The organism is Vibrio sp. Vb2131 (assembly GCF_033338535.1).
GTDB lineage: Bacteria > Pseudomonadota > Gammaproteobacteria > Enterobacterales > Vibrionaceae > Vibrio > Vibrio alginolyticus.
In genome coordinates this window covers 87,929-114,912 of sequence record NZ_JAWOSW010000009.1, presented here as the reverse complement: position 1 = coordinate 114,912, position 26,984 = coordinate 87,929, and the positions used below count along the sequence as shown (strand labels likewise).

The 26,984-nt window shown below is 44.4% G+C and carries 19 protein-coding genes; 6 read left to right on the top strand and 13 right to left on the bottom strand.

Translation table 11 applies throughout. The features are described from left to right. Positions 1-35: 35 nt before the first annotated feature. Positions 36-1,325, bottom strand: coding sequence for an NCS2 family permease (locus R7E38_RS11890; RefSeq protein ID WP_005381592.1), 1,290 nt, complete (start codon positions 1,323-1,325; stop codon positions 36-38). A 1,024-nt stretch (positions 1,326-2,349) separates the two neighbouring features. On the opposite strand from R7E38_RS11890, the gene R7E38_RS11885 reads away from it, so the two are divergent. Next, a complete protein-coding gene (locus R7E38_RS11885; protein WP_104978846.1) occupies positions 2,350-3,822 on the top strand; it encodes an aminoacyl-histidine dipeptidase in 1,473 nt (490 codons plus the stop codon). A 64-nt stretch (positions 3,823-3,886) separates the two neighbouring features. Here R7E38_RS11885 and R7E38_RS11880 read toward each other — a convergent pair whose 3' ends face one another. Then, a complete protein-coding gene (locus tag R7E38_RS11880) occupies positions 3,887-4,426 on the bottom strand; it encodes a DUF3332 domain-containing protein (RefSeq protein WP_005383765.1) in 540 nt (179 codons plus the stop codon). 330 nt (positions 4,427-4,756) lie between these two features. Between R7E38_RS11880 and R7E38_RS11875 the strand changes: the two genes are divergently transcribed. The 3 genes from R7E38_RS11875 to R7E38_RS11865 all read left to right on the top strand — a co-directional run bounded on the left by R7E38_RS11875 (position 4,757) and on the right by R7E38_RS11865 (position 8,833). Further along, positions 4,757-5,824 (top strand): succinylglutamate desuccinylase/aspartoacylase family protein, encoded by a 1,068-nt coding sequence (locus tag R7E38_RS11875; protein ID WP_017635689.1) that lies wholly within the window; start codon positions 4,757-4,759, stop codon positions 5,822-5,824. Positions 5,825-6,087: 263 nt separating this feature from the next. Continuing rightward, positions 6,088-8,274 carry a TonB-dependent receptor domain-containing protein gene (locus tag R7E38_RS11870; RefSeq protein ID WP_104978844.1) on the top strand — a complete coding sequence of 729 codons (2,187 nt, stop codon included), beginning with the start codon at positions 6,088-6,090 and terminating at the stop codon, positions 8,272-8,274. Positions 8,275-8,392: 118 nt separating this feature from the next. After that, on the top strand, positions 8,393-8,833 hold the full coding sequence (locus tag R7E38_RS11865) for a hypothetical protein (protein ID WP_005381599.1): 441 nt from the start codon (positions 8,393-8,395) through the stop codon (positions 8,831-8,833). Between the two features lie 90 nt (positions 8,834-8,923). Here R7E38_RS11865 and R7E38_RS11860 read toward each other — a convergent pair whose 3' ends face one another. After that, positions 8,924-9,232 carry a DUF3622 domain-containing protein gene (locus R7E38_RS11860; RefSeq protein WP_025998700.1) on the bottom strand — a complete coding sequence of 103 codons (309 nt, stop codon included), beginning with the start codon at positions 9,230-9,232 and terminating at the stop codon, positions 8,924-8,926. 295 nt (positions 9,233-9,527) lie between these two features. Then, positions 9,528-13,421 carry a phosphoribosylformylglycinamidine synthase gene (gene purL, locus R7E38_RS11855; RefSeq protein WP_226083975.1) on the bottom strand — a complete coding sequence of 1,298 codons (3,894 nt, stop codon included), beginning with the start codon at positions 13,419-13,421 and terminating at the stop codon, positions 9,528-9,530. A gap of 299 nt (positions 13,422-13,720) precedes the next feature. Between purL and mltF the strand changes: the two genes are divergently transcribed. Beyond that, complete coding sequence (gene mltF / locus R7E38_RS11850) at positions 13,721-15,298, top strand: membrane-bound lytic murein transglycosylase MltF (RefSeq protein ID WP_318081795.1); 1,578 nt, start codon at positions 13,721-13,723, stop codon at positions 15,296-15,298. 588 nt (positions 15,299-15,886) lie between these two features. On the opposite strand, the gene tadA is transcribed toward mltF, so the two are convergent. From tadA to R7E38_RS11820, 6 genes are all read right to left on the bottom strand, one after another. Next, a complete protein-coding gene (gene tadA, locus R7E38_RS11845) occupies positions 15,887-16,396 on the bottom strand; it encodes a tRNA adenosine(34) deaminase TadA (RefSeq protein WP_411978676.1) in 510 nt (169 codons plus the stop codon). 250 nt (positions 16,397-16,646) lie between these two features. Then, on the bottom strand, positions 16,647-18,206 hold the full coding sequence (locus tag R7E38_RS11840) for an AbgT family transporter (RefSeq protein WP_005383758.1): 1,560 nt from the start codon (positions 18,204-18,206) through the stop codon (positions 16,647-16,649). A gap of 288 nt (positions 18,207-18,494) precedes the next feature. Then, a complete protein-coding gene (locus R7E38_RS11835; protein WP_226083947.1) occupies positions 18,495-18,905 on the bottom strand; it encodes a type IV pilin in 411 nt (136 codons plus the stop codon). Next, positions 18,895-20,136, bottom strand: coding sequence for a hypothetical protein (locus R7E38_RS11830; RefSeq protein ID WP_064353666.1), 1,242 nt, complete (start codon positions 20,134-20,136; stop codon positions 18,895-18,897). The genes R7E38_RS11835 and R7E38_RS11830 overlap by 11 nt, the downstream gene beginning before the upstream one ends. After that, positions 20,136-20,774: a PilW family protein gene (locus R7E38_RS11825; RefSeq protein WP_064353665.1), complete on the bottom strand. Its 639-nt coding sequence runs from the start codon at positions 20,772-20,774 to the stop codon at positions 20,136-20,138. The genes R7E38_RS11830 and R7E38_RS11825 overlap by 1 nt, the downstream gene beginning before the upstream one ends. A gap of 10 nt (positions 20,775-20,784) precedes the next feature. Then, entirely contained in the window at positions 20,785-21,300 is a 516-nt protein-coding gene (locus tag R7E38_RS11820) for a GspH/FimT family pseudopilin (RefSeq protein WP_064353664.1), read from the bottom strand. Between the two features lie 103 nt (positions 21,301-21,403). On the opposite strand from R7E38_RS11820, the gene R7E38_RS11815 reads away from it, so the two are divergent. Further along, positions 21,404-21,835, top strand: a complete 432-nt coding sequence (locus R7E38_RS11815) for a type IV pilin protein (RefSeq protein ID WP_104975920.1) — start codon at positions 21,404-21,406, stop codon at positions 21,833-21,835. Between the two features lie 68 nt (positions 21,836-21,903). Here R7E38_RS11815 and dnaJ read toward each other — a convergent pair whose 3' ends face one another. From dnaJ to R7E38_RS11800, 3 genes are all read right to left on the bottom strand, one after another. Next, positions 21,904-23,052 carry a molecular chaperone DnaJ gene (gene dnaJ, locus R7E38_RS11810; protein WP_017635700.1) on the bottom strand — a complete coding sequence of 383 codons (1,149 nt, stop codon included), beginning with the start codon at positions 23,050-23,052 and terminating at the stop codon, positions 21,904-21,906. A gap of 204 nt (positions 23,053-23,256) precedes the next feature. Beyond that, positions 23,257-25,170, bottom strand: coding sequence for a molecular chaperone DnaK (dnaK, locus tag R7E38_RS11805; RefSeq protein WP_005381623.1), 1,914 nt, complete (start codon positions 25,168-25,170; stop codon positions 23,257-23,259). A 347-nt stretch (positions 25,171-25,517) separates the two neighbouring features. After that, complete coding sequence (locus R7E38_RS11800; protein ID WP_005381625.1) at positions 25,518-26,792, bottom strand: dicarboxylate/amino acid:cation symporter; 1,275 nt, start codon at positions 26,790-26,792, stop codon at positions 25,518-25,520. Positions 26,793-26,984 lie beyond the last annotated feature (192 nt).

Genomic DNA, 26,984 nt, shown 5'->3' with positions numbered 1-26,984 from the left:
GTGAATAAATCCACACTGGCTTTTTGCTCGAGAAATTAACCGACGAGGTATTTAACGATGAAGATGGCTGACATCACCCATACACTCATCGACACTTCACGGCCCTTGCCGCTAAATAATTTGATCGCCGCGTATGCGATAAAGCCTAACGTGATACCTTCTGCAATCGAGAATGTTAGCGGCATCACCAAACAAGTCACAACAACTGGCGACGCTTCAGTTAAGTCACGCCAATCAATGCTTACTAGCCCAGACAGCATCAAGATCGCCACATAGAATAACGCACCTGACGTTGCATAAGCAGGGATCATACCCGCAAGTGGTGAGAACAATAGAGCAAGTAGGAAGAGTACACCAACAACCACGGCTGTTAGACCAGTACGCCCACCCGCAGCCACACCAGAAACGCTTTCAATATAAGATGTCGTGTTAGAGGTACCAAGTAATGCGCCTACTGACGTTGCTGTTGAGTCTGCAAGTAACGCTTTGTTTAAACGAGGGATGTTGCCATTCTCATCAGTTAGACCTGCTTTTTGAGAAACGCCAACGAGCGTACCTGCGGTGTCAAATAAATCGACAAATAGGAAAGCAAATACGACGGAAATCATGCCTACTTCAAACAAACCAGAGAAATCCAGTTGCATGAAAGTTGGCGCAATGCTTGGTGGCGTTGACATAATACCGCCCCACTGCACATCACCAAATAGAAGACCAAGCGCTGTAACGCCAAGAATGGCGATCATCACCGCACCTTTCACACCACGGTGAACCAGTGCAATCGTAAGAAAGAAGCCAATCGCGGCCAATACAGATGGCAATGATGTGATCTCTCCCATAGAAACTAATGTCGCTGGGTTATCAACGACGATACCTGCATTTTTTAATGCGATAAACGCTAAGAAAAGACCAATACCAGCTGAAATACCTGTTCGTAGAGAATGCGGGATCGAGTTAATAATCCACTCACGGATCTTAAATACGCTTAAAAGAATGAACAGAAGGCCAGAAACAAATACAGCCGCTAACGCAACTTGCCACGTATAACCCATTCCCAATACAACAGAGTAAGTGAAAAATGCGTTCAGGCCCATTCCTGGTGCCTGTGCGATTGGGTAATTCGCAACAAATCCCATAATAAAACAGCCGATTGCGGCAGCAAGACAAGTCGCGACAAAAATGGCACCACGGTCCATACCGGTATCCGACAGGATCGCTGGGTTTACAAAAATAATGTAAGCCATAGTTAGGAAGGTCGTAACACCTGCAATGATCTCAGTACGCACATTTGTGCCATTTTCACTGAGTTTAAAAAGCCTCTCGAGCATGATCGAATCCTGTAAAGGTAAAAAGTAAACGGTTGCGTAATCGATTGGCGGGAATTATAAAGTTATCAAATAGCAAATTCTAGATAGAATCTTCACTCTAATGCGTTTTTTTTCTTTGGATATGAAACATATTCTCTAACCCATCAAAGCAAGTAAAGAAATATATTCTTATAAAACAATAGGTAACCCAGATAACACAGTTCCCTAAAAGAGAATGAAAACTGAGCAATGTACTAAACTTTCAGATGAAAAAGGCCCATTTTAAACATGGTATCTAACAGATTTGATGGAAAAGTCGATAAAACCGAAGAATGGGGAATAGAAGAAGGCTTTGATGGCAATAAGTGAGTCAGGAAGAGAAAATAGAGATAAAAAAACGCCACCCAATTTGGGTGGCGGTGAATCATGTCAGCACTATCACTGAAAAAAAATTCCAATTTATAGGGGTGAACAAACTGTTCGAGTCACATGCGTTGACTTCACTTAGTAGCCAAAGCTTGTTGGGTATACAAAGTTACCGGTGTAAACAGACTTGCTATTCCAGAACATTGTACTTGGTAAACCTTTCATAACTATCACCTTTTAAATCAATTAAACATTCGTTGATTTCTCGGTTCCTTGGAGGCGATAAAACGGACTCATCCTTTGAGCATTTCATTCTTCTCTCAGAAGCTGGTTACAAATATACCACCAAGAAATTTAATTACAAGCATTTTAGTGATTGGAATCACAAAAAAATGCACAAACTGACCTTTATCAAAGTTTATGTGTAATTAAATTACAATTTTATGAATTAAAAAATAAAGCCACTTTCAGAATATATGATAGAGAACACATAGTGCTTGTTATTGTATTCACAAACTGTGACAGTTCTGAGAGAAATCCTTGTGATCGCGACTACTCGTACTCCTTATCTGGTGGTATGCTAACGGCAATTTGAAGGCCAAATCGTATAGCATTTAATGCTACCTTGATAATATTTTTACGGTATATATTTGGCAAAGCACATCAAAAGGAGTCCTCCGTGTCTGAGTTCCATTCTGAGATCAGTACCTTATCACCTGCTCCACTTTGGCAGTTTTTCGATAAGATTTGTTCTATCCCTCATCCATCGAAACATGAAGAAGCATTAGCACAGTACATTATCAACTGGGCAACAGAGCAAGGCTTTGACGTTCGCCGTGATCCAACCGGTAACGTGTTCATCAAAAAGCCCGCGACACCAGGAATGGAAAATAAGAAGGCTGTTGTACTTCAAGCACACATCGACATGGTGCCGCAGAAAAACGAAGACACTGAACACGACTTCACCAAAGATCCAATCCAACCTTACATCGATGGCGAATGGGTAACTGCGAAAGGCACGACGCTTGGTGCAGATAACGGTATTGGTATGGCTTCTTGCCTTGCTGTATTGGCATCTAAAGATATTAAGCACGGTCCACTCGAAGTTCTGCTGACGATTGATGAAGAAGCAGGCATGACTGGCGCATTTGGCCTTGAAGCTGGTTGGTTAGAGGGTGAGATTCTTCTAAATACAGACTCTGAACAAGAAGGCGAAGTCTACATGGGTTGTGCAGGTGGCGTTGATGGCACCATGACTTTCGATATTTCTCGAGAATCAACGCCTGCAGGTTTTGTAACACGCCAACTGACGCTGAAAGGCCTAAAAGGTGGTCACTCAGGTTGTGACATTCACACAGGTCGCGGTAATGCCAACAAATTACTTGGTCGTTTCCTTGCCGGTCATGCTCAAGAGCTTGATTTACGTTTAGTCGAATTCCGTGGTGGTAGCTTACGTAATGCAATCCCTCGCGAAGCGTTTGTTACTGTCGCGCTTCCTGTCGAAAACCAAGACAAGCTTGCTGAGCTGTTCAACCACTACACTGAGCTGCTTAAAACTGAATTGAGTAAAATCGAAACAGGTATCGTAACCTTTAATGAAGTTATCACGACTGACGCGCAAGTATTTTCAATCGCCGATCAGCAACGATTCATTGCGGCACTTAACGCTTGTCCAAACGGCGTAATCCGTATGAGTGATGAGGTGGAAGGCGTTGTTGAAACTTCTCTAAACGTTGGTGTGATCAGCACAGAAGAAAATAAAGTCACCGTGCTTTGCTTGATTCGTTCTCTCATTGACTCTGGCCGTAGCCAAGTGGAAAGCATGCTGCGCTCGATTACTGAGCTAGCAGGCGCACAAATTCAGTTCTCAGGCGCTTACCCTGGCTGGAAGCCAGATGCAGATTCCGAGATCATGGCAATTTTCCGTGATATGTATGAAGGCATTTACGGTCATAAGCCGAACATCATGGTCATCCATGCTGGTCTTGAGTGTGGCCTATTTAAAGAACCATACCCACACATGGATATGGTTTCTTTCGGTCCAACAATAAAATTCCCTCACTCTCCAGATGAGAAAGTGAAGATTGATACTGTTCAGTTGTACTGGGATCAGATGGTCGCGCTTTTAGAAGCGATTCCAGAGAAAGCATAATTCAATCACGAAAAACGACAAAGGGTGCCATACGGCACCCTTTTTTTGGTTTAGTTGAACCCAACTACACACGGTTTTGCGCGTAAGCGGCTAATTCATCCATTGAGGTTTGTGCAACAACTTCACCATCAATGTAGTAAGTAACAAACTCACCATCGCGTACACCCATGAGTGTCGCCTTTTCACCGTTACTGTAAGTAATATCCATTTGAACAGTGTTCTCATCGATTTGCTGCATTCGCCCCTGCTCAATGACACGGTTATCCGCTAATGGTGCGATTGGTGCTGTCGTTAACGACTTATCTAACTGGTGATTGACATCAATGTAAGTATCTACCTTTGTATCGAAGATATGTGGCTTACCATTTAACGGGTTCTTACCCGTCCAAAATTCTAGAGAGTTAAACACGATATAATCCGCTGCGATCGCGACACCATAAACAGGCGCTAAAAGCATATTTAGGCCACCTCGAGCGTAACGGTTGTCAACAGCTTTCAAGTTAAACCCCATGACATAACCTGTCACGGCATTACTACCTACGCAACCTGAAAGTGAAACTGCTACCGCAGTCAATGCACCAATTTTAGCAATTGCCTTTTTCATCAAAACCTCTAGTTAGAAAGTGTGAAACCTCAAATTCGGCGCGGATATTATCGGATAAAAAGTAGGGTTAAAAGTCCGTTTTTTTGTCCTCCATGAACAGTATTATTTTTAATACAGTCACATTTTTTAAGGCTATTATTGCGCTCTCTTCTCTATGGCTTGTTATGTATTAAACTGATAGAAAAGATCATATTGAAAACAAAAACTTCACACATACCAAAATTTCACGCATGACGATTAAAGTAATTTGTCGTGTCCTTAATGAGAATGATTAGTGCGATTTTGCAGCAATTGTTACATTGCTGATGACGCATTTGACAGAGATGGTTTATGGCCAGAAGTAAAAAAAGCAAAGTATTTGAGCTCTTAGGACATCAAATACAACCAGGACAACGATTAGAGATCGAATTTGAAGCAGCGAAGCTATATACACATTCGCCTTTATCTATTCCTGTGGAAATCATCCATGGGAAACAAGAAGGACCAGTGTTAATGGTGAATGCCGCTATCCATGGTGATGAGCTTAATGGCGTAGAAATCGTTCGTCAGATCATTAACCAACTGGATCCACAAAAACTGAAAGGCACTGTCATTGCAGTACCTATCGTTAACGTTTTTGGTTTCATCCATAAATCTCGTTACTTGCCCGACCGACGAGATCTCAACCGTTGCTTTCCTGGCAGTGAAAAAGGCGCACTTGCATCTCGTATGGCACACGGGTTCTTTAACAACATTGCCAAGCGTTGTGACTACATTTTGGATCTACACACAGGGGCCATTCATCGCACGAACTTGCCACAGATCCGCGCAAACTTAAGCAACTCAGAAACTCTGCGTATTGCTCAAGCATTTGCAACGCCAGTGATTGTTGATTCAGCATTGCGTGATGGCTCTTTACGCAGTGAAGCAGAAAAATGCGATATTCCAGTGCTCACCTACGAAGCTGGCGAAGCATTGCGTTTTGATCCACTTTCGATCAGCGCTGGTGTACTCGGGGTTCGGCGCGTAATGCAAGCCATTGGTATGTTGCGTGCGAGCAGGAAAAAGCTGCCTGAGCCTATCATAGCGAAGTCCACCAGCTGGGTTCGCGCGTCAGGTAACGGCATTTTGCGTACTGTCGTTAATCTGGGAGACAAAGTAGAACAGGGGGAAACGCTCGCTTATATTAGCTCTCCTCTTGGTCATGACGAGATAGAACTAAAAGCCCCGAAGCGTGGTTTGGTTATCGGTCAACAAACATTACCATTGGTGAACGAAGGCGATGCAATTTTCCACCTTGCCTATTTTAACCAAGGTGATAATGCTTTAGAGCAAGCAGTCGAAAGCTATATTGAAGGCCTCACTGAATTCGATGCCGAGCCGCTGACCACCGGACAGATACCGTTAGAAACTCAGTAATTCCTACCAAGTAGGCGCCTGATTAGCTCAAAAGGAGCAACAGTGCTCGCACTATCTTGTTTAAAGCCAATAAGCTCAGCGTCCATGATGCTGGGCTTTTTGTTTTATGTACGCTAACGATACTTATCGTAGTTTCCACGAATGGATAAAAAACTTTACAATCCGTCGCAAAAACACATTTGATAATTAATCTCATTATCATTTATTAATCGTAATAATGTTCTTATAATCCGAGCTTCATAAAAACACTATAAATCATCAATATGAAACGATTAAAAAGTCATCCACTCAAAGTAAATCTCATTTCACTGGCTTTGCTCTTCCCTCTTTATTCATATGCCGAGACAGCGCCAAATGAAGAGCTTGAAGTCATAGGCGTTCGTTATGCCAAACCTATTACCATTGCTGAGCCTGCGCAAACCACCATTAATTGGTCAGAGATTGAAGAGCAACAGTACTCTAATTTTGCCTCAATGATCGATGCCGTTCCCGGTGCATCAATAGATGGTGGCGGTCGTTCTGGTGGCGAACGTATTAACATTCGTGGTTTTGATGATCCAAGCGATATCGCCGTGTTTGTCGATGGCGCTCCAATTGGCTTTCAACAATACCGCTACGGTACCTTCTTTTTTGATCCGTTCTTAATTGGCGAAGCAGAAATTATCAAGGGCGCGCACGACTATCGAGCACTCAACGGGAAGTTTGGTGGCTCCATTCGCATTAAAACCAAAAGTGTCGATGATCTCCTGTACGGCGAAAGAAACTTTGGTGCTCGCATCTCAAGTGCATACAACACCAACGGCGATGAGAACGCCTACACGCTAACACTCTATGGTAAAAACGATACTGGTTTTTATTTTCTAGCGAATGGCTCGGTAAAAGATTCTGATGACATTAAAGTCGGAGGTGGTGAAACGCTGGATTACTCAGGTTATGAGCAAGAAAACATGCTCGTAAAGGTCGGTTATGAAAACAACGATCACGAGTTTGAAATTAGCCACACTCGCTACAAAGATGAAGGTCGTAAACCTTGGGCTAACCGCCGCGGAAAAATGCCTAACATCACCGAATACAATATCAAGAAATACGGCTCATTAGAAAAAGCCCAATACGCTTACACCGTCGATAACAAATACACGGACAACACCACGACCATCTCTTACCACTACATGCCGACTAACCCGTATATTGATTTCAATATCAAAATGGCACGTTCCGAAAACGATCGTCATTGGGTTCGCCCTGACGTAGCATTCGAGAAAATGTTCGTTTCTGTTGGCAGTTACGGTCATGAGTCATGGCTGAGTTACGAGCGTGATTACGTTGATGTGTTTAACCAAGCGCAATTCGGAGATCACACTCTAGTCACTGGGCTTCAATATCAAAAAACCGATAGAGACTCGTTAGTATTCAACGCATCATACGACAGTAATGAAGCGAAAAACTACGGTTGGTACACCCCTTACTACGAACCATCTGGCACGCAGTCAATTTATGCCGCTTACATTGCTGATCACTATCAAGCAACAGACCGCCTAACAATCACACCTTCTCTGCGTTACGAATACATCAAGAGTGAAGGAAAAGGGAACGCTGCGCCGGATTATAATGATCCAGCTGCCGGACATAACTACGGTGAAACGACGCATAAAGGCTTTAGCCCACGTTTGGATATCGACTTTGATGCGAGCAATAATACGCGTTTAAACGCCTCCTACGCCTACGCTTTAAAAGCACCAACCGTTGATAACATCTACTCAGTGCAATATGCGCGAGCTACCGCTACGGCTACTGCTTTGAATCTGGACGTGTCTCGTATCCATGCTTATCAAGCAAGCGTTATCAACTTAACGGAAGGGCTGGTGAACGCTCGCGATAACCTCGCAACAGAGTTAACTATGTTCTATAACGATGTTAGCGACACAGTTGATATACGAACGGGCGAAAACCTCGACAAAAATACTACTGAGTTACAAAGCTGGAATACAAACCTAGATGGCTTTAAAAACTATGGCTTTGAGCTAATTTCACAATACCGGATTGAAGATTTCTACAGTAATTTCTCAGCAAGTTACATTCGCGGCAAAAACAAAGGTAGCCTATCTGACTCTACAGGTTCAGATGATGATCATCCTGATGTACCGCCATTAAACATTAATCTGGGTTTAGGTTACGAATGGATTCCTGGTTTACGTACGGGCTGGGAAGTCCGTTGGTATGATGCGCAAACCAAAACCAAGGCAAGCGGTAATAATTTAAAAGTGAAATCGCCAAGTGAGCAATACACGCTACAAAACGCTTACGTGGTTTGGGAAATACAACAAGTCGAAGGCTTGAGCGTTGGCGCGGTTGTGAAAAACTTAACCGATCGTTACTACGAAGCATACCTATCTAATGGCGTGCCTTCGCCTGGTCGCGAAGTCAAACTGCACCTCACTTATCAATACTAACCATACCTAAAAGATGCAGGGCAGACATTAACTGCCCTGTTATATCGTATCCAATGGCCATAATTGCACGCCGTTTTATTTATCAGTATTATCATTTCCTTTTGCTTGCATACACATTATGAACAATCTAAAAACACGGCTTCTTCTGATTTGCTTCTTCCCTGTAGGTAGCCTAGCGCAAGCTTCTGAGAACATTGCAGACTACTTACAAGAACAAAGCAAGCACCAAGTTTCAGAAGATTTTTACGCACAGCCAACAGCAAATAACCTGAATCTAGATGCAAAAACTAACTCTTTAACTTGGCACGAAGATGGTAAGCCGGATCACTGTCGTTACGCCAAGCAGCCCAAAGACGTCGCAACACATTTCGACTACGGTGAAGCAAACGATCTATCTGACGGCTTACAACACTTTGATTTACCGGAAAGACATTCTGCAAAGGTCAAATCGACACATCGCACTTATGCTAATAACCCTCACCTTCTTCCTGGCAATAAACAATTTGCAGCCCCTGAAGACGGCACGTTTAGCCTGTCCGTATCATCGGATTGTTTTTAGCCGATATAAATAAAAAATGCCCTGAGACAAAACTCAGGGCATTTTCACTATTTGTTTGATGGGTAACGTCACCATCTCACCGATTTAAACTTATTCTTCGTCAGTGTCTACTTCGGTTTCACGTGCTTTGCGGGCTTCTTCTTTACGAACTTTTGCCGCTAGTTGTTCTGCTTCACGCTCTTGACGTTGCGCTGCTTTACGCTCGTTACGAACCACTTGGTTTTGGATAAATCCAGCCAGTTCTTGTTCAGCCCAAGCTTGTGCTTTCTCTTCGCTGTCAAAGCCTGTTTCACGCTTTGATACTACAGTCTTACGAGATGTCACTTGGCGAGTGATTTCTGCGCTCCAGCCGTTACGTTTTTCAGTGACGCGGATAGCAAATTTTGGATTCTTAGACATTTCTTTCATTTCCTAAGGGATTTAGGGATCAATCAGGGATTCGGTCAACTTGATAACTCCATCTAAGCTGAGCTGTTTAACACCATCCCTTGGTAAGCGCGGTATTAGAGCATAAAAGTAATCTAAACGCTGCAAGTTTTTTACGCTAGATAATAGATGACAAAGAAGAGGCAGAACAAAGCAACGTTTCGCCAAGTCACTAGAAAGAGCGACGAAGAAAAAAGAGTGATAAGAAAAAAGAAAGCGCTGGTCTCTCAACCAACGCTTCACTTAAGCTAGATTAACTTTTGGTTAATTAACCGATATTCTTACGGGCATTTTGGAACATACGCATCCAAGCGCCATTTTCACCCCAACCTTCCGGAGCCCAAGAATTTGCAACTGTGCGGAATACGCGCTCTGGGTGAGGCATCATGATAGTTACGCGACCGTCTGCTGTTGTTAAACCGGTAATCGCGTTTGGCGAACCATTCGGGTTGTTCGGGTATTGTTGTGTTGGGTTACCGAGGTTATCCACGTAACGAACCGCAACCGTACCTGATGCCTCGATCGCTGCTAGGTGCTCTGCATCACGTACTTCTACACGCCCTTCTCCGTGGGAAACCGCGATTGGCATACGCGAACCAGCCATGCCATCAAAGAATACAGAATCAGATTTCTGAACTTCAACTAGACTAAAGCGCGCTTCAAAACGCTCAGATTCGTTGCGCACAAAACGTGGCCACAAGTCTGCACCTGGGATCAGCTCTTTCAGGTTTGATAGCATCTGACAACCGTTACATACACCTAAAGAGAACGTCTCTTCACGGTTGAAGAAGGCTTGGAACTGTTCACGAGCTTGTGCGTTAAACAGGATAGACTTAGCCCAACCTTCACCCGCACCTAGTACGTCGCCGTAAGAGAAGCCACCACAAGCTACTAAGCCATGGTATTCATCCAGTACCGCTTGGCCTGTTAGGATATCGCTCATATGGATGTCGGTTGCTTCAAAACCTGCGCGGTCAAACGCTGCTGCCATTTCGACGTGGGAGTTAACGCCCTGCTCACGTAGGATTGCCATCTTAGGTTTAGCACCTTTCGCAATGTACGGTGCAGCAACGTCTTCATTTACGTCGAAGCTGAGCTTAACGTTTAGACCAGGGTCAGAGTTGTCTTTCTTAGCTTCGTGCTCTTGGTCTGCACACGCTGGGTTATCACGTAGACTTTGCATCTTATGCGTTGTTTCAGCCCAGATAACGCGTAGTTCGGTACGTGAACGTTCAAGCACAACTGCATCACCAGAAGTGATAACAAAGTCATCTGAAGCTTCAACAGAACCAATCACATGTGAGCATGCCTGTAAGCCGTTTGCCGCCAGAGTAGATAGAACTGAATCTAGATCATCATTCTTAACTTGAACAACCGCACCTAGCTCTTCGTTAAATAGAACGGCTAGCGCATCATCACCCAGCTCTGCGATGTTCGCTTTTACGCCACAGTGACCCGTGAACGCCATCTCAGCCAGTGTAACAAAAAGACCGCCGTCGCCTTTATCGTGGTAAGCCACTAGCTTGTCATCACGTACTAACGCTTGCATTGCATCAAAGAAGCCTTTTAGCTGCTCTGCATTATCTACGTCAGCAGGTTTGTCACCCAGCTGTTTGTATACTTGTGCCAATGCTGTCGCACCTAAGCGGTTTTTTCCGTTACCCAAGTCAACAAGAACTAGAGAGGTATCTCCTTTGTCAGTGCGTAGTTGTGGAGTCACGGTCTTACGTACGTCTTCCACACGACCAAATGCCGTGATAACTAGCGACAGTGGAGAAGTGACTTCTTTGCTCTCGCCGTTTTCTTCCCACTTGGTTTTCATCGACATGGAGTCTTTACCAACTGGGATCGTCAAACCTAACGCAGGACACAATTCTTCACCAACCGCTTTCACTGCTTCGTAAAGACCCGCATCTTCACCTGGGTGACCCGCTGGAGACATCCAGTTCGCAGACAGTTTAATGTGTTTAATATCACCGATGTCTGTTGCCGCAATGTTCGTTAGTGACTCACCAACGGCTAGGCGAGCCGATGCTCCAAAGTCTAGTAATGCCACTGGCGTGCGCTCACCCATCGACATTGCTTCGCCATGGTAAGTGTCGTAGCTTGCCGCTGTTACTGCGCAGTTTGCTACTGGTACCTGCCAAGGACCAACCATTTGATCACGAGCAACCAGACCCGTTACTGTTCGGTCACCGATAGTAATTAGGAATGTTTTTTCTGCAACAGCAGGAAGACGAAGTACGCGATCCACCGCTTCATTAAGCTCAATACCATCACGAACAATGGCAGGGCTTTCCACTTTTAGTGTGGTTGCGTCACGGTGCATCTTCGGTGGCTTACCAAGCAGGATATCCATTGGCATATCGATTGGCGTATTGTCGAAGTGAGAATCTTCTAGCGTTAGATGACGCTCTTCTGTCGCCACACCCACCACTGCATACGGTGCGCGTTCACGCTTACAGATGGCGTCGAATGCTTCCATGTTTTCTGGCGCTACCGCTAGAACGTAACGTTCCTGTGATTCGTTACACCAGATTTCCAGTGGGCTCATGCCCGGCTCATCGTTTGGTACATCGCGTAATTGGAACTTACCGCCACGCTCACCGTCGTCGACAAGTTCAGGCAATGCGTTAGAGATACCGCCTGCACCCACATCGTGGATAAATGCGATTGGGTTATCGTCGCCTAACTGCCAACAACGGTCGATCACTTCCTGACAGCGACGTTCCATCTCTGGGTTTTCACGCTGTACCGAAGCGAAGTCCAGATCTTCTGCTGACTGACCAGATGCCATGGAAGATGCCGCACCACCACCAAGACCGATGTTCATTGCCGGACCACCAAGTACGATTAGGCTCGCACCTACAGGGATCTCTTTCTTCTGTACGTGTTCATCGCGGATGTTACCCATACCACCAGCAATCATGATTGGTTTGTGGTAACCACGAATTTCTTCACCCGCATGAGAAGTGACTTTTTCTTCGTAAGTACGGAAGTAACCCAATAGATTTGGACGACCAAATTCGTTGTTGAATGCCGCGCCGCCAAGAGGACCTTCAAGCATGATGTCTAACGCATTCACAATACGACCCGGCTTGCCGAAGTCGGTTTCCCATGGCTGTTCAAAACCAGGAATACGTAAGTTAGAGGTTGTAAAACCAACCAGACCCGCTTTTGGCTTACCGCCGATACCCGTCGCGCCTTCGTCACGAATTTCACCGCCTGAGCCAGTCGATGCGCCCGGCCACGGAGAGATTGCCGTTGGGTGGTTGTGCGTTTCTACCTTCATCAAGATGTGCGTATCTTCATGGTGGTACGTGTATTGACGAGATTTAGGGTCAGGGAAAAAACGCCCCGCTTTAGAACCTGTCATAACGGCTGCGTTGTCTTTGTATGCAGACAGCACATAGTCAGGTGTCGTTTCAAAAGTGTTTTTGATCATTTTGAACAAAGACTTAGGTTGATCTACCCCGTCGATAGTCCAATCTGCGTTAAAAATTTTGTGGCGACAATGCTCTGAGTTCGCCTGAGCAAACATCATCAATTCAATGTCGTTTGGGTTACGCCCAAGCTTAGTAAAGTTCTCTACCAAGTAATCAATTTCATCTTCTGCGAGTGCCAAGCCAAGGGAAACGTTTGCCTCTTCAAGCGCAAGACGACCGCCAGCTAAGATATCAACATGTGCGACAGGCTTAGGCTCTGCAACAGTAAATAATGCTGATGCGGCTTCAAATTCTGTGAATACTGTTTCCATCATACGGTCGTGAATTAACGCTTTAACAGCGTCAGCTTGAGCTTCTGATAGAACAACTGAAGATTCGACATAATAAGCCGTACCACGCTCTAGACGTTTCACTTTATCCAGACCACAGTTAACAGCGATATCGGTAGATTTAGAAGACCAAGGCGAGATAGTGCCAGGACGAGGCGTGACAAGAAGTAGAAGACCTTCAGGCTCATGCTCTTCGATGGTTGGGCCGTAAGTTAGTAACTTTTCAAGTTTTTCTAACTCTTGGTCATCAAGGTCTGACTTTAGATCGGCAAAGTGCATAAACTCGGCATAAATGCCAGTTACGGGCAGATCTTGTTCACGACAAAGTTCCAGTAGTTTATTAACACGAAACTCAGAAAGAGCTGGGGAGCCACGCAAAATTCTCATGTGCTTAGGTCTCTTATGCAATTGATTAAGGTGATATTGGAATAAATTCAGACACTTAAAATAAGCCCTGTCGAACCTATGCCGATTCCACCTCGTCATTGCGAGCGCATTATATAGTAATTGTTTTTGTGATGTAACACCAAAAGCAACCGTTTGCGTCATTTTTTTTGTCAAATTTGAATTACAACTAAAATGTCGATAAAACACACAATGTCACGTTATAAGTGTGTGATTCACTTTGCCCCATGAGCTCGCTTTGATATAAAGGCAAATAGAAATTTTCCAAGATGTACCTATTAATGCAAATAAGTCACTTCAACCGGCTCAAGCGCAGTGCTCTAATTTTAGTTTCTGTTCTTTTACTCTCTGCTTGCCAGATTGAGTCGGAGCCCAAAAGTGAATTTGAAAAAATTCAAGAACGTGGTGTGCTTCGTGTTGGCACGCTAAACAATCAGCTTTCCTACTACATAGGTCCCGATGGTCCCGCAGGGTTGGATTACGAATTGGCGCGTCAGTTTGCGGAGCAGCTCGGCGTCAAACTCGAGATTAAACCAGCCTTTCGCCAGGCTGAGCTTTTTCCTGCTCTTAAGAAAGGAGATATCGATATCATCGCTACGGGTTTAAATCAAACGTCACAAGCAGTCAAACGATTTAGACCAGGCCCTGCCTATTATTATGTAAGCCAACAAGTGGTATATAAAAAAGGGCAACTTCGACCACGTGATATCGAACAACTCATTGAATACCAAGCCTCGAAAGACGACGAGTCCGACGAAGATACAAATGCAGGAGCGCAAACATTAAAGATCGTTGAACAATCGCAATATGTTCCGACCCTAACAGCGTTAAAGAAGCAGTATCCAGAACTTCAGTTTGAAATTGTTGGTGATGCTGACACGAGAGACTTACTCAAATACGTATCGACGGGTGAGTTACGTTTTACTGTGACTGATTCGGTGGAACTTTCCCTAGCTCAACGCCTTTACCCCGATCTTGCGCTCGCATTTGAACTTACAGAAGATCAACCAGTGTCTTGGTTTACTCGACGTTCTGAAGACGAAAGTTTGTATGCGATGCTGATAGAGTTTTTCGGTAACATCAAACAATCAGGAGAACTGTCCACCCTCGAAGAAAAGTACATTGGTCATATTGAAGCATTTGACTACGTTGATACTCGCGCATTCATTCGAGCTCTGGATGACAAATTGCCTAAATGGGCACCTTTATTCCAAAAATACAGCGAAGAGTTCGACTGGCGATTAATTGCAGCATTGGCTTATCAAGAGTCACACTGGAAACCAACAGCAAAATCGCCAACGGGTGTTAGGGGGATGATGATGCTGACTCTGCCAACAGCGAAAAGCGTCGGGGTAACAAACCGTTTAGACCCTGAGCAATCTGTTCGTGGTGGTGTCGAGTACTTACGTCGCATTGTAGGTCGCGTGCCTGATAGCATCAACGAGCATGAAAAAATATGGTTTGCGTTAGCTTCATACAATATTGGTTACGGCCACATGATGGACGCACGACGACTCACCAAAGCACAAGGTGGCGATCCGAACGCTTGGGCCGATGTAAAAGATAGGCTGCCTTTACTACGTCAGAAGCGCTATTACAGTCAAACTCGCTATGGGTATGCCAGAGGCGATGAAGCGCGTAATTACGTAGAAAATATTCGACGTTACTACCAATCCATCATTGGTCATGTCAGCCAACAGCCAGCGATTGATGAGAATAGCGATGACTTGCAAGTGATTCCGCCGCTCAACCCCGACATTTTGATATCGGGCACAGTAGAGACCGTCGTAGAACAAGTCTCTGGCGCTTCTGACGTCACGGTTGAAGAAGACACCGAACAAGAAAGCATTGAAGAATAAACCCGCGGTAAACTAAAAAATGACGAGCCTATGAAGCTCGTCATTTTTGTTGAGTCCTAACGAAAACTTATCTAGACTCCAATATTCTGAGTGACACCAACCACACTCAACCATTCCTTTGGTTGGTCGCCTTTTCTTCATCGTTAGTAAAACTGATTGCTTTGTAACAGATTACTTTACAACCACATGGTTTAGCTCACTTGATGAAGCGGCGCTTTCGGCTACACTCTGCCGAAATAACGTCACTCCTATTATTAAGCATCGTATTGAAATTGTTTGCTGGCTCTGTGCAATGCAGAAGTCAAATGAAGAACGTTTAAACCATACAATGTTTAGTGCGATTATCGAGCCTATTGCCAAGCATCGATGAGCCGCACTTTACTGGTAAAAGTCTTGTCTGCAGGAGGTTTTGAATATGAGAAGACGTAGAGTGCAGTCAAAGCGTTTAAATAACACAGTAGCTGCTATCCGACGTAAACGTAAACTGACATGTATGAAAAAGAAAGTAAGTTCACGTAATCGTGTTTTTGTACATTTAGTCAATCACTAGTGCGTCCAAGCAAACATCTACCACGTTGTAGGTGTTTGCTAGCCCTCACTACTCCTACTACCTTGTTCGCTCTCTCCATTTTCTAATGCTTTTTGTGCTTGCTTCTTCGCTTTAATTTCCTTTCGGCGGCGCTTAAAAAACGCTTGTAGCTGAGTACGGCACTCATCTTCTAGCAGCCCCTTTTCAACTAAGGCGTAATGGTAAGCGGCTTGGCTTTCAAACAAATTAAGCACTGTTCCTGCTGCTCCAGCTTTTAAATCTGGCGCTCCAAAAACAACCCGCTTAACGCGGCTATGCAATAAGGCTCCGGCACACATTGGGCATGGCTCAAGTGTTACATATAACGTCGTATCCAGAAGGCGGTAATTTTCTAGCTTTTGGCCTGCTTTACGCAGTGTTTGGATCTCAGCATGTGCGGTAGCGTCATTAGTACCAATAGAGCGATTCCACCCCTCAGCGATAATTTCACCATCTTTGACAAGCACTGCGCCGACAGGTACTTCCCCCTCAGCTTCTGCTTGTTCGGCAAGCGCCATCGCTCTGCGCATAAACAATTCATCTTGAGGGGTAAACGGATGGTTAGACAAAGGAGGCTCCAAAGAAACAAAAATGATTGAAGTCGGGAATTTTATCACCAACTTCGGTTTCACTACAGCGACACATCACGGGACAAAGTTTGCAACTCCAAAAAACTAGTTACAAGACCTATCGATGTTCGTTGTGCGAGAACAAAAAAGCGCAGATCGAAGACCTGCGCTTTTCGGCTGCCAATTAGTGGCTTTCACACCCTACACGTTTTTACATGGTGTAAGTGTAAGGAGCTTGAATGCCTAGTGGGATACCTACCATCCAATAAGCAACTAGGAAGATAGACCAACCGATCAGCATTGCGATCGAGAATGGCATCATTAGTGACGCAAGCGTACCGATACCAGCCGACTTCACATAACGCTGACAGTAAACCACTACAAGAGGGAAAAATACCATTAGAGGCGAAATGATGTTCGATACAGAGTCACCCACACGGTAAGCCGCTTGAGACAGCTCAGGCGAGATACCAACCGCCATTAGCATTGGCACTAAGATTGGACCAATTAAAGCCCATTTTGCCGATGCCGAACCAATAAGTAGGTTTACAGACGCGGTTAGAAGGATCATACCGATGATGGTCACTTCACCTGGTAGGTTCATCGCTTTTAAGCCTTCTGCGCCATACAACGCTAGCATCGTACCGATGTTTGACTGAGCAAATGCAGATAAGAACTGAGCACAGAAGAACGACATTACAATGTATGCGCCCATGGTTGACATGGTGTCAGCCATCGCTTTGATAATGTCGTTGCTGGTCTTGAACGTTCCAGACACTTTACCGTAAACGTAACCAGGAATGATAAACAGAATAAAGATCAGCGGAACGATAGACTTCATGATCGGTGCTGAGAAGGCCGTAATTTCACCTTCAGGCGAGCGTAGTGCTGATGTTTCTGGAATTAACGCTGCAACAAGTAAAGCAATACCCGCCATCATTGCCCAACCTGCATAACGGAATGCTTTTGATTCCAGTTCAGTAAATGAACCTAGGTTTGGCGCAGTTTCCGCATCGTCATCAATTGGCATTTTTGACAAACGAGGCTCAATGATTTTTTCTGTCACGTACCAACCAATCGCTACAATAATGATGGAAGATAGGCCAGTAAAGAAGATGTTCGCTAATGGGTTAACCACGTATTCAGGATCAAGAACCTGCGCCGCAGTTTGCGTAAAGCCTGCTAGTAGTGGATCTATACCTGAAGGGATAAAGTTTGCAGAGAAGCCACCAGATACACCTGCAAATGCTGCCGCAATACCTGCTAGAGGGTGACGACCTGCCGCATGGAAGATAATACCGCCAAGAGGAATAACCAGAACATAGCCTGCATCTGCCGCAGTATGCGATACAATGGCAACCAAAATAAGCATTGGAGTAAGAAGCTTAGCTGGCGTGAAGTTCAGCATCTTCTTAAGACCCGTCGTAATAAAACCCGAAGAATCTGCAACACCCACACCTAGCATTGCGACAAGTACGATACCCAGTGGCGCAAAGCCAGTAAACGTCGTCACCATATTAGCAAGGAAACTTGCTAGCGCTTCGCCCGTAAGTAAGTTGGTGATAGTAAGAGCTTCGCCCGTTCGAGGGTTTGGAAGATCGAATGATACATTCGACAAAAGTGCTGACGCCGCCCAAGTAATGATCAATGCCCAGAAGAACAAAATCGCAGGATCAGGAATTTTGTTACCTGTCCTCTCGATAAAGTTTAAAAAGCGCTCCATCCCGCTCGGCTTCGATGATGGTGCCTTATTTACAGCTTGGTTACTCATGGTAACTCCATAGTGAATGATGTTGGTGCCAAGGCCTATTTGAATAATTATAACGACCTACTATCCAACGAGTATTCTAGTAAACACTAATGGAGAAAGCACAAGGTTCTAGATTTTTTTTCATAATTGGAGACATATTTTGCAAAAACACCACTTCAATTAAACATAATAAAAACAGTAGAACATCAACTCAATTAACAGTTCAAAAACCATTTATTAACCGTAACAAATCCGGTATCAAACAGGAGTTACATCCGCATTTGTCTCAGCCCATGTATGCAATTGAACTTAGTTTTCGAATTCACTGTATTGTGAGATCATCGTTTTAAGCTGAACTGATCGTGTCTCGCCGATTCTATCCTTCCAGCTAGAGGTAATGGTGATAGTTTTCAGTGTTCCTGAAACCGTGGCAGCTGGAACTTCCCACTCGACGACATAAGATCCAGTAACAGAAGAGCCTGTTGCAATAGAAGCAAAATTTGCAGGTGTGATGGTAGACATCGCCGCAGAAGCACCACGCGTCCGGAACCATTCGAGCTGGTTTTCTGCTAGACGAAGTGCTTCAATACTTTTTATAGCATATTCGGATTCGCGTTCTAAATACACGTTTAGCTTAGTTAAACCTAGTGCCCCAAAACCGATAAGTAGAAAAGAAATTAGAACTTCAAGAAGGTTAAAACCTTTTTGTTTAGAGATCATTCCAGGAGCCCTTTTTCCATTTTACTTTCTTGTGAACATTGGGTACAGATGTTGAATCAAACTCCAAATTAACTGCAGCACCAAAGACACTTAACCCTCCTGGGGTGTCGAAAACATATCCACCTACAGGCTTGAAAGCGCCACGGGAAAAAAAAGTAAGCTTCTTTATTTCGTCTGTAGAGAGTCCTCCTATAAATGGAGTGACTGAGACATCTGATGTCCATCTTGCGGACATGTCACTAACTGTAGAAGTAAACAATTGGTAAACAGTTCCGGGAAAAGAGTCAACCCCATTAACCGACAATAAGCCATTCTCGATAACAAGAAGCTTAGGGCTAGAATTGAGGCTGATTCCGATACCAGTTTCTAGGTCACAATCACCAACCACCCACACTTTGTCGCTCACAGAAAATGAACTAACAATTCTATCAACACAAGATTTAACTGTTGACGAGCTGCTTGCCACACTCCCATCAATCACCACAAATCCATTCTTTATTTGAGTTAATTGGGAGCGAGGATAACCAAAAAAAGCTTCAAAAGGGTCAAGATTTGGGTCATGAACAAAATCATGCTCAAACATCTTTTCGTCGCCAATATAATTTTGATTGTTACCAATGACTTTCACTTTGTAGTCGTTTACGCCACCAGAATCATCGCAGTTAGCGTCACCAGAAACGCATAACCCTAAGCGGGCAGTGTTAGTCATATGAGATGAACTACACGTTTTTCCAGAAGGGTGTGAAGTAACAAAAGCGCCCTCCATTACTACTGATTTCATAAATCGAACAGAAACACAAGTATCCTGCTCGACAAATTCAGGTGTAAAAAGATAAGAGCCCATTAACTTCAAATCTGAGCGGGCTTGTATAGCTCCGCTTGGTCTACCAACTACTTCAATACTTTTGAAGGTCTCAACTCGGTTATTTACGCTTGAAGATAGCTCGTAGAATTTGGGATCCACCAAAGATTGAGTTGCGACAACAGTACTTTGTAAACAACTAGAGTAGTCTTGCATATTTGGTGCGATCGACATATCCGCTTTATTTATCGCATAGCCACACTCCAATCCCCCTTCTGCAAGCCAATGTTCTTGTCGTGCTTCAATTTGATTGTTGGCACGCTTGATCTGATAAAAAAGAGACTTGTAGCTACCAAGCGACATCATTAACGCTGCGACAAGTAATACACTGACAACGAGTAACGCTACTGCACCTTGTTGTTTCTTCATTACTGCCAGTTCCTTTGCATCGCAGTAAACGACTGCTGAGTGCGAATATCAGTCGCATCTTTCAATTCGGTTCCCAATGTAACGGTCACCAGTACACTTTTTGCATCAGTGCTTTCTAACAGTTCACTAGTAAGGTCAAAACGATTAACGTGAATAACTTTCTTATCAAAAAGATTTTTACATGAGCGAGTGCCTGCAAGGTTAATCACGTCATCAACATCCCATATCGTTGTTTGTTTTTTTTCACAAACAAATAGCGACTCTGGCGTGCTAACTCGTTGCTCATAAGCTACGTTTTTATATAAAGGAAAAGAGCTAGCGCCAGCGCCAGAAACACCTATGTAATAAGCATAAGCAATCACCCCTCTATCAACATCATCGAGAGTGTAAATTGTGTTTGATGAGCCAGATATTTTTATAGAATTGCCATCGTTACCATCAAAACCAGCACGCTGAATGTCACTCTTGAGCATTTGCACAACACTTTCAGAGTTCTGTAACAACATTAGCTCTTTCGACCGTTCCATTATCACCCTTTGACCACTCACATAGATTGACCCCACTGTAGCAAGAGAAATAAGCCCAAGTGCCGATGCGATCATAAACTCAACAAGGCTTGCCCCTTTTTGTTTAAACATAATCATCCTTTTAAGAGCAAGTTGAATAACCGTAATATTCTGTACTGTTGCTATCACTACACACTCGCACGCGAGCAGATAAAGTGTGAGAAATAAGTTTTAAGACTTTTGATGATTCACCAACAGGATGAAACTTCAAGCTTCCTGATGATGGTCGGCCATAAACGTCGTCAAAACTGATTTGGTCTGAATCGTAGCTAGGTGTAACGACAATACCGTCATACGGCTTACCTGATAAAGAGAACAACACAGTCCCAGCCCCCTCAGCTCCGTTATCTGTCAAATCAATACGCCAGTTTCCGTCACTAGATGAACTCCCAGACATGATGATGTGTGCCCAAAGTCTTTCACGCCGTAATACTGCTTCAGACTTGCCTTCAATAACAAAGCCATGCAATTCATTAGCTAAGCGCTGCATTTTGTTGGTTTCAAAAACATTTTGGAAAGATGGAGCTGCAAACGCCAATATAATACTCAGTACAGCAACAGTAATAAGAAGCTCCAACAACGTAAACCCGCGAGGCATTTCCCAAATTCCTATGTAAACGGCAAAAGGGCCGTAATTCATCTTGCACAGATGCTATCACCTGCCAAAAATAGGCGGAAAAGTGAAAAGGAAACTACTCGTGATGATTCGAATTTTTCGTTGTAACGGCTACAAAAAAGGATTGAGAGGGATGACATTGATCGAATTACTGGTAGCTGTAGTGATTGTCGGGATCATTGCGGCTGTCGCCTACCCTTCTTACACCAATCATGTGCTCAAGTCTCATAGGACGGTTGCCTTGAGCGATCTTAGTCGAATTCAGCTAGAGCTAGAGACATCTTATGATGGTGGGTACGACTGGAGTCATATTATCTCTGGAGGCATATGCACTCTATGCGATTCAGACACAGATAGATTTTCTTTCAATATTGCGAGCTCTGCAAGTACGGCCTATACCATTACAGCAACAGCAAAATCGGCTCTGGGACAAGACGACGACGAGTGCTTGACTGGCGCTAAAACGATTACTTTAACGTCAACAAATGTCGAAGAACCAAGTGATTGCTGGAATTAGAAGAACACCGAGATGCAAAAAGGCCTGCATTTTAGCAGGCCTTTGTATTTGTGCTTTTCACTAACGTCTTAGCTGGTTAAATCATCAAAGAACTTTTTCACACCGTTGAAAAAGCCTTCTGATTTAGGCTTGTGCTTAGTTGCCGCTTCACCACCACAAGACTCTTCAAACTCTTTGAGCAGTTCTTTTTGGCGTGAGCTTAGATTTACTGGTGTTTCGACAACCAACTTAACAATCAAGTCACCGATACCGCCACCGCGAACGCCTTTCACACCTTTACCACGCATGCGGAACATACGACCTGTTTGCGTTTCTGAAGGCACTTTTAGGCTTACGCGACCATCTAGGGTTGGTACTTCAACTTCACCACCTAGAGCTGCCATCGCAAAGCTTACTGGCACTTCACAGTATAGGTTGTTGCCATCACGCTCGAAGATATGGTGCTCTTTCACGTGCACTTGTACATACAAGTCACCCGCTGGTGCTCCCATTTCTCCCGCTTCACCTTCGCCAGATAGACGAATACGGTCGCCAGTATCAACACCTGCTGGGATCTTAACGTTAAGTGTTTTTGTTTTCTGCTTACGACCTTGACCATGACACTCATTACAAGGGTCTTTAATGATTTTACCTTTGCCGTGACAGGTAGGACAGGTTTGTTGCACTGCGAAGAAGCCCTGGCGCATCTGTACTTGACCATGACCATGACAGGTACCACATGTTTCAGCAGATGAACCTTTCTTCGCGCCACTACCATCACAGGTATCACAGTGTACTAGTGTCGGTACTTCGATCTCTTTCGTTACACCACGAACCGCTTCTTCTAGCGTCAATTCCATGTTGTAACGTAGGTCAGCACCTCGCTGGGCACGGTGGCCACCACCGCCACGACGACCACCACCAAAGATGTCACCGAATACATCGCCAAAGATGTCGCCGAAATCAGCACCGCCGCCGCCAAAGCCGCCGCCACCGAAACCACCGCCGCCTTGTTCAAAAGCTGCATGACCGTATTGGTCGTACGCCGCTTTCTTTTGAGGGTCGGTCAGAACTTCGTACGCTTCTTTTACTTCTTTAAACTTGTCCGCCGCAGAATCATCACCCTGGTTTCGGTCTGGGTGGAATTTCATCGCTAGACGCTTATACGCCTTTTTGATATCGCGCTCTGAGGCATCACGGCTTACGCCTAATACTTCGTAAAAATCACGTTTTGACATGTTCTTCGTCACCAGTTAATTACTACAAACGGCATCGATTCACCGCTTGGTGTTTGTATCGTTCTAGGTAAGTGCACTTGTCTGCAACATACTTAACTAGAAAGACAGCGTTTACAAACAGACGGGCGTAAGAGTTGCCCCAAACGCCCGCACACGAAGTCTTATCGACCCCAGATGGCTATGCAGCCATCTGGTTAAGAAATATTATTTCTTGTCGTCTTTAACTTCTTCGAACTCAGCATCTACAACGTCGTCTTCTTTAGACTGTGCACCTGCGTCAGCACCTTGTGCTTGCTGCGCTTGAGCTTGTTGTTGAGCGATTTCCATCAGCTTTTGAGAAGCAGTCATTAGTGCTTGAACTTTAGCATCGATAGCTTCTTTGTCTTCGCCTTTACGTGCTGTTTCTAGCTCAGAAATTGCTGCTTCAATCTTCTCTTTCTCTTCTGCAGGTAGCGCTTCACCAGCTTCTTCTACTTGCTTACGAGTACCGTGAATCATTTGGTCAGCTTGGTTACGTGCAGTTGCTAGCTCTTCGAACTTCTTGTCCGCTTCTTTGTTAGCTTCTGCTTCTTGAACCATTTTCTCGATGTCTTCATCGCTTAGACCGCCAGAAGCTTGGATAGTGATCTTCTGCTCTTTACCAGTCTGCTTGTCTTTCGCAGATACGTGTAGGATACCGTCCGCATCAAGGTCAAACGTAACCTCGATTTGTGGCATACCACGTGGTGCAGGCTGGATGCCTTCTAGGTTAAATTGGCCTAGAGACTTGTTGTACATCGCTTGCTTACGCTCACCTTGTAGAACGTGGATAGTTACCGCGCTCTGGTTGTCTTCCGCTGTAGAGAAAACTTGGTTCGCTTTAGTTGGGATAGTTGTGTTCTTCTCAACTAACTTAGTCATCACGCCACCCATTGTCTCGATACCTAGAGACAGTGGAGTTACGTCTAGTAGTAGTACGTCTTTAACGTCACCAGCAAGTACACCACCTTGAACTGCAGCACCCATTGCTACTGCTTCGTCAGGGTTTACGTCACGGCGCGCTTCTTTACCAAAGAACTCAGCAACTTTCGCTTGAACCATTGGCATACGAGTCTGACCACCAACTAGGATTACGTCCGTGATGTCGTTTACTGATAGGTCAGCGTCAGCTAGAGCTACTTTTAATGGCTCAAGAGAGCGTTGTACTAGGTCTTCAACTAGAGATTCTAGTTTTGCACGAGTCACTTTAATGTTCATGTGCTTAGGACCAGTTGCATCTGCAGTAACGTAAGGTAGGTTTACGTCTGTTTGAGAAGTAGAAGAAAGCTCGATTTTCGCTTTCTCTGCTGCTTCTTTAACACGCTGCATTGCTAGTGGGTCGTTTTTAAGGTTGATTCCTTGCTCTTTGTTGAACTCATCAACCAAGTAGTTGATTAGACGGTTATCAAAGTCTTCACCACCTAGGTGAGTATCACCGTTAGTTGCTAGAACTTCGAATGTTTTCTCGCCTTCAACTTCATCGATTTCGATGATTGAAATATCGAATGTACCACCACCAAGGTCGTATACCGCGATAGTGCGATCGCCGCCTTTCTTATCAAGACCGTAAGCTAGCGCAGCTGCTGTTGGTTCGTTGATGATACGTTTAACTTCTAGACCTGCGATACGGCCAGCATCTTTTGTCGCTTGACGCTGAGCATCGTTAAAGTAAGCAGGTACTGTGATAACTGCGCCAGTTACTTCCTCACCAAGGAAGTCTTCAGCAGTTTTCTTCATTTTCTTAAGAACTTCAGCAGAAACCTGAGGAGCTGCCATTTTTTGGCCTTTCGCTTCTACCCAAGCATCACCGTTGTCAGCCTTAACGATTTTGTAAGGCATGATTTCGATGTCACGCTGAACTTCTTCGTCTTCAAAACGACGACCGATTAGACGCTTAATTGCAAATAGCGTGTTTTCTGGGTTAGTTACTGCTTGACGTTTCGCTGGTTGACCTACTAGCGTCTCACCGTCAGTGTAAGCAATAACCGATGCAGTAGTACGTTCGCCCTCTGCGTTTTCAATTACACGTGGTTTGTCGCCGTCTAATACAGCAACACATGAGTTAGTAGTACCTAAGTCAATACCAATGATTTTACCCATCTGGCTATCTCCGAATAAATTCTATTTTCGTTTGGTTATAACCCCAATGTGGGGGGAGGAGAATCGGGTTTCAACCCTTGCTCACAAACAAAAATAATCAATGTTTGCTTCTCTATGCCACATAGATAAGGGCGGCAAAATGCTTTTCAAGGGCAGAATTAAAAAAAAGCGTCTTTTTTCGAAATTTATGTGTTTCTTTCTGATTAGTTGGGAACTCGTCACACTGCTGTAGCGCAACAAAACGTCATTTCCCAGATAAACTTATTTATGCCCGACTCTTCCTAAATAAAAAACGAGCTCATAAGAGCTCGCTTCAATATTAGGGTTAAAATAAATTATTCAAGGTATTAGGCGTTCGCTTGAGCAGGCTCAGCATCAACACCTTCTTCTTTACCTATCTCACCTTCTGTTTTTGCCACAATGGTGTTCACTGCCGTGTCGCCGACAACGTTAGATGATGTACAGAACATATCATTAATACGGTCGACCGCTGCAATGATTGCCAAACCTTCAGGTGGTAAACCTAGTTGGTGAAGCAAAACGCCTACCATTACCACGCCGCCCCCAGGAACGCCGCCAGCACCAATAGATAACAGAAGAATAGTTAAGCCAAGTGTGAAGATGTCTGCGGTGTTAATTGGCTGGCCAAAAGCGTTCGCAACAAACATCGTTGCTAGAGCAATATAGATAGACACACCAGACATATTCATCGTTGCGCCGAGTGGTACACCGAAGCCAGCAACCGATTTGGAGACCTGAAGCTTTTCTGTCAGTGTGCGCATCGTTACCGGGATAGTCGCGTTTGAGCTCGCGGTAGATAGAGAGAAAAGAATCTGCTCACGAGTTGCACGTAGGAAAGTCTTTGGAGAAGTTCCTGTCGCAATACTCACTGCCATTGGGTAGAAGAAGAAGATCCAGAACACCAACATCGCAACCACCAAAGCCACGTAACCGGCAACGGACATTAATGTATTGGCGTTTAGCGTTGCACCTAGTTGAATCATTAGTGCGAACACACCATATGGTGCAAGACTCATCACTAATCCAACCAATTTCATCATGATTTCATTTGCCATTTTGAATGTGCGAATAGCTGGGCCACCACGAGAATCCAAAGCTTGAATTGCAAGCCCCGTCAAAATTGCCATAAAGATGATTTGCAGCATGTCGCCGCTAGCAAACGCTTGTACAGGGTTGCTAGGAACAATGTTAACAACTAAAGAGAAAATGTCCGGCGTCTCTGTCGTTGTCAGCTGTACAGCCTCAGATACCGTTCCTGCTAGATTAGCGCCCGCTCCTGGCTGGAAGATCAAGCCGACAGTCAAAGCCGCCGTAATCGCAATGATGGTGTTAAGAATGTAAAGGGTAAAGGTTTTTCCACCAAGACGACCAAATGCACTGATGTCTTTCAAGTCAACAATGCCGCATACGATTGAAACGTAAACTAAAGGAACAACAAGCAATTTGATCAGTGAGACGAACATGCCGCCAACACCTTCTGCAGCTCCAAGTAGGTATGTATCAAAAATCGCAATACCGCTAAATAAGTACTGAATTGCTGTCCCCAGCACAAGGCCGGCAAACAAGCCTATAAAAATCTTACTAGAAAGCGATTTATCCATTATAAATCTCCGATATGTTGTGTTTGCTATTTACATCTTTGTAGTTATATATGCTTACTTTTAAAGCATTAGTCGCAAATCATACACACCGAAGTTACAAAATAAAGTGATAGTTTACATTTTTGTTAACGGAATTGTTTTAGAAAAAATGACTATATTTACATTCCTATGCAGAACAAACATTCACACAGC

Coding starts and splice junctions, on each gene's coding strand:
- R7E38_RS11890 (WP_005381592.1), bottom strand. CDS start 1,325: ATGCTCGAGAGGCTTTTTAAACTCAGTGAAAATGGCACAAATGTGCGT.
- R7E38_RS11880 (WP_005383765.1), bottom strand. CDS start 4,426: ATGAAAAAGGCAATTGCTAAAATTGGTGCATTGACTGCGGTAGCAGTT.
- R7E38_RS11875 (WP_017635689.1), top strand. CDS start 4,757: ATGGCCAGAAGTAAAAAAAGCAAAGTATTTGAGCTCTTAGGACATCAA.
- R7E38_RS11870 (WP_104978844.1), top strand. CDS start 6,088: ATGAAACGATTAAAAAGTCATCCACTCAAAGTAAATCTCATTTCACTG.
- R7E38_RS11865 (WP_005381599.1), top strand. CDS start 8,393: ATGAACAATCTAAAAACACGGCTTCTTCTGATTTGCTTCTTCCCTGTA.
- R7E38_RS11860 (WP_025998700.1), bottom strand. CDS start 9,232: ATGTCTAAGAATCCAAAATTTGCTATCCGCGTCACTGAAAAACGTAAC.
- purL (WP_226083975.1), bottom strand. CDS start 13,421: ATGAGAATTTTGCGTGGCTCCCCAGCTCTTTCTGAGTTTCGTGTTAAT.
- mltF (WP_318081795.1), top strand. CDS start 13,721: ATGCAAATAAGTCACTTCAACCGGCTCAAGCGCAGTGCTCTAATTTTA.
- tadA (WP_411978676.1), bottom strand. CDS start 16,396: ATGCGCAGAGCGATGGCGCTTGCCGAACAAGCAGAAGCTGAGGGGGAA.
- R7E38_RS11840 (WP_005383758.1), bottom strand. CDS start 18,206: ATGAGTAACCAAGCTGTAAATAAGGCACCATCATCGAAGCCGAGCGGG.
- R7E38_RS11835 (WP_226083947.1), bottom strand. CDS start 18,905: ATGATCTCTAAACAAAAAGGTTTTAACCTTCTTGAAGTTCTAATTTCT.
- R7E38_RS11830 (WP_064353666.1), bottom strand. CDS start 20,136: ATGAAGAAACAACAAGGTGCAGTAGCGTTACTCGTTGTCAGTGTATTA.
- R7E38_RS11825 (WP_064353665.1), bottom strand. CDS start 20,774: ATGTTTAAACAAAAAGGGGCAAGCCTTGTTGAGTTTATGATCGCATCG.
- R7E38_RS11820 (WP_064353664.1), bottom strand. CDS start 21,300: ATGCCTCGCGGGTTTACGTTGTTGGAGCTTCTTATTACTGTTGCTGTA.
- R7E38_RS11815 (WP_104975920.1), top strand. CDS start 21,404: ATGATTCGAATTTTTCGTTGTAACGGCTACAAAAAAGGATTGAGAGGG.
- dnaJ (WP_017635700.1), bottom strand. CDS start 23,052: ATGTCAAAACGTGATTTTTACGAAGTATTAGGCGTAAGCCGTGATGCC.
- dnaK (WP_005381623.1), bottom strand. CDS start 25,170: ATGGGTAAAATCATTGGTATTGACTTAGGTACTACTAACTCATGTGTT.
- R7E38_RS11800 (WP_005381625.1), bottom strand. CDS start 26,792: ATGGATAAATCGCTTTCTAGTAAGATTTTTATAGGCTTGTTTGCCGGC.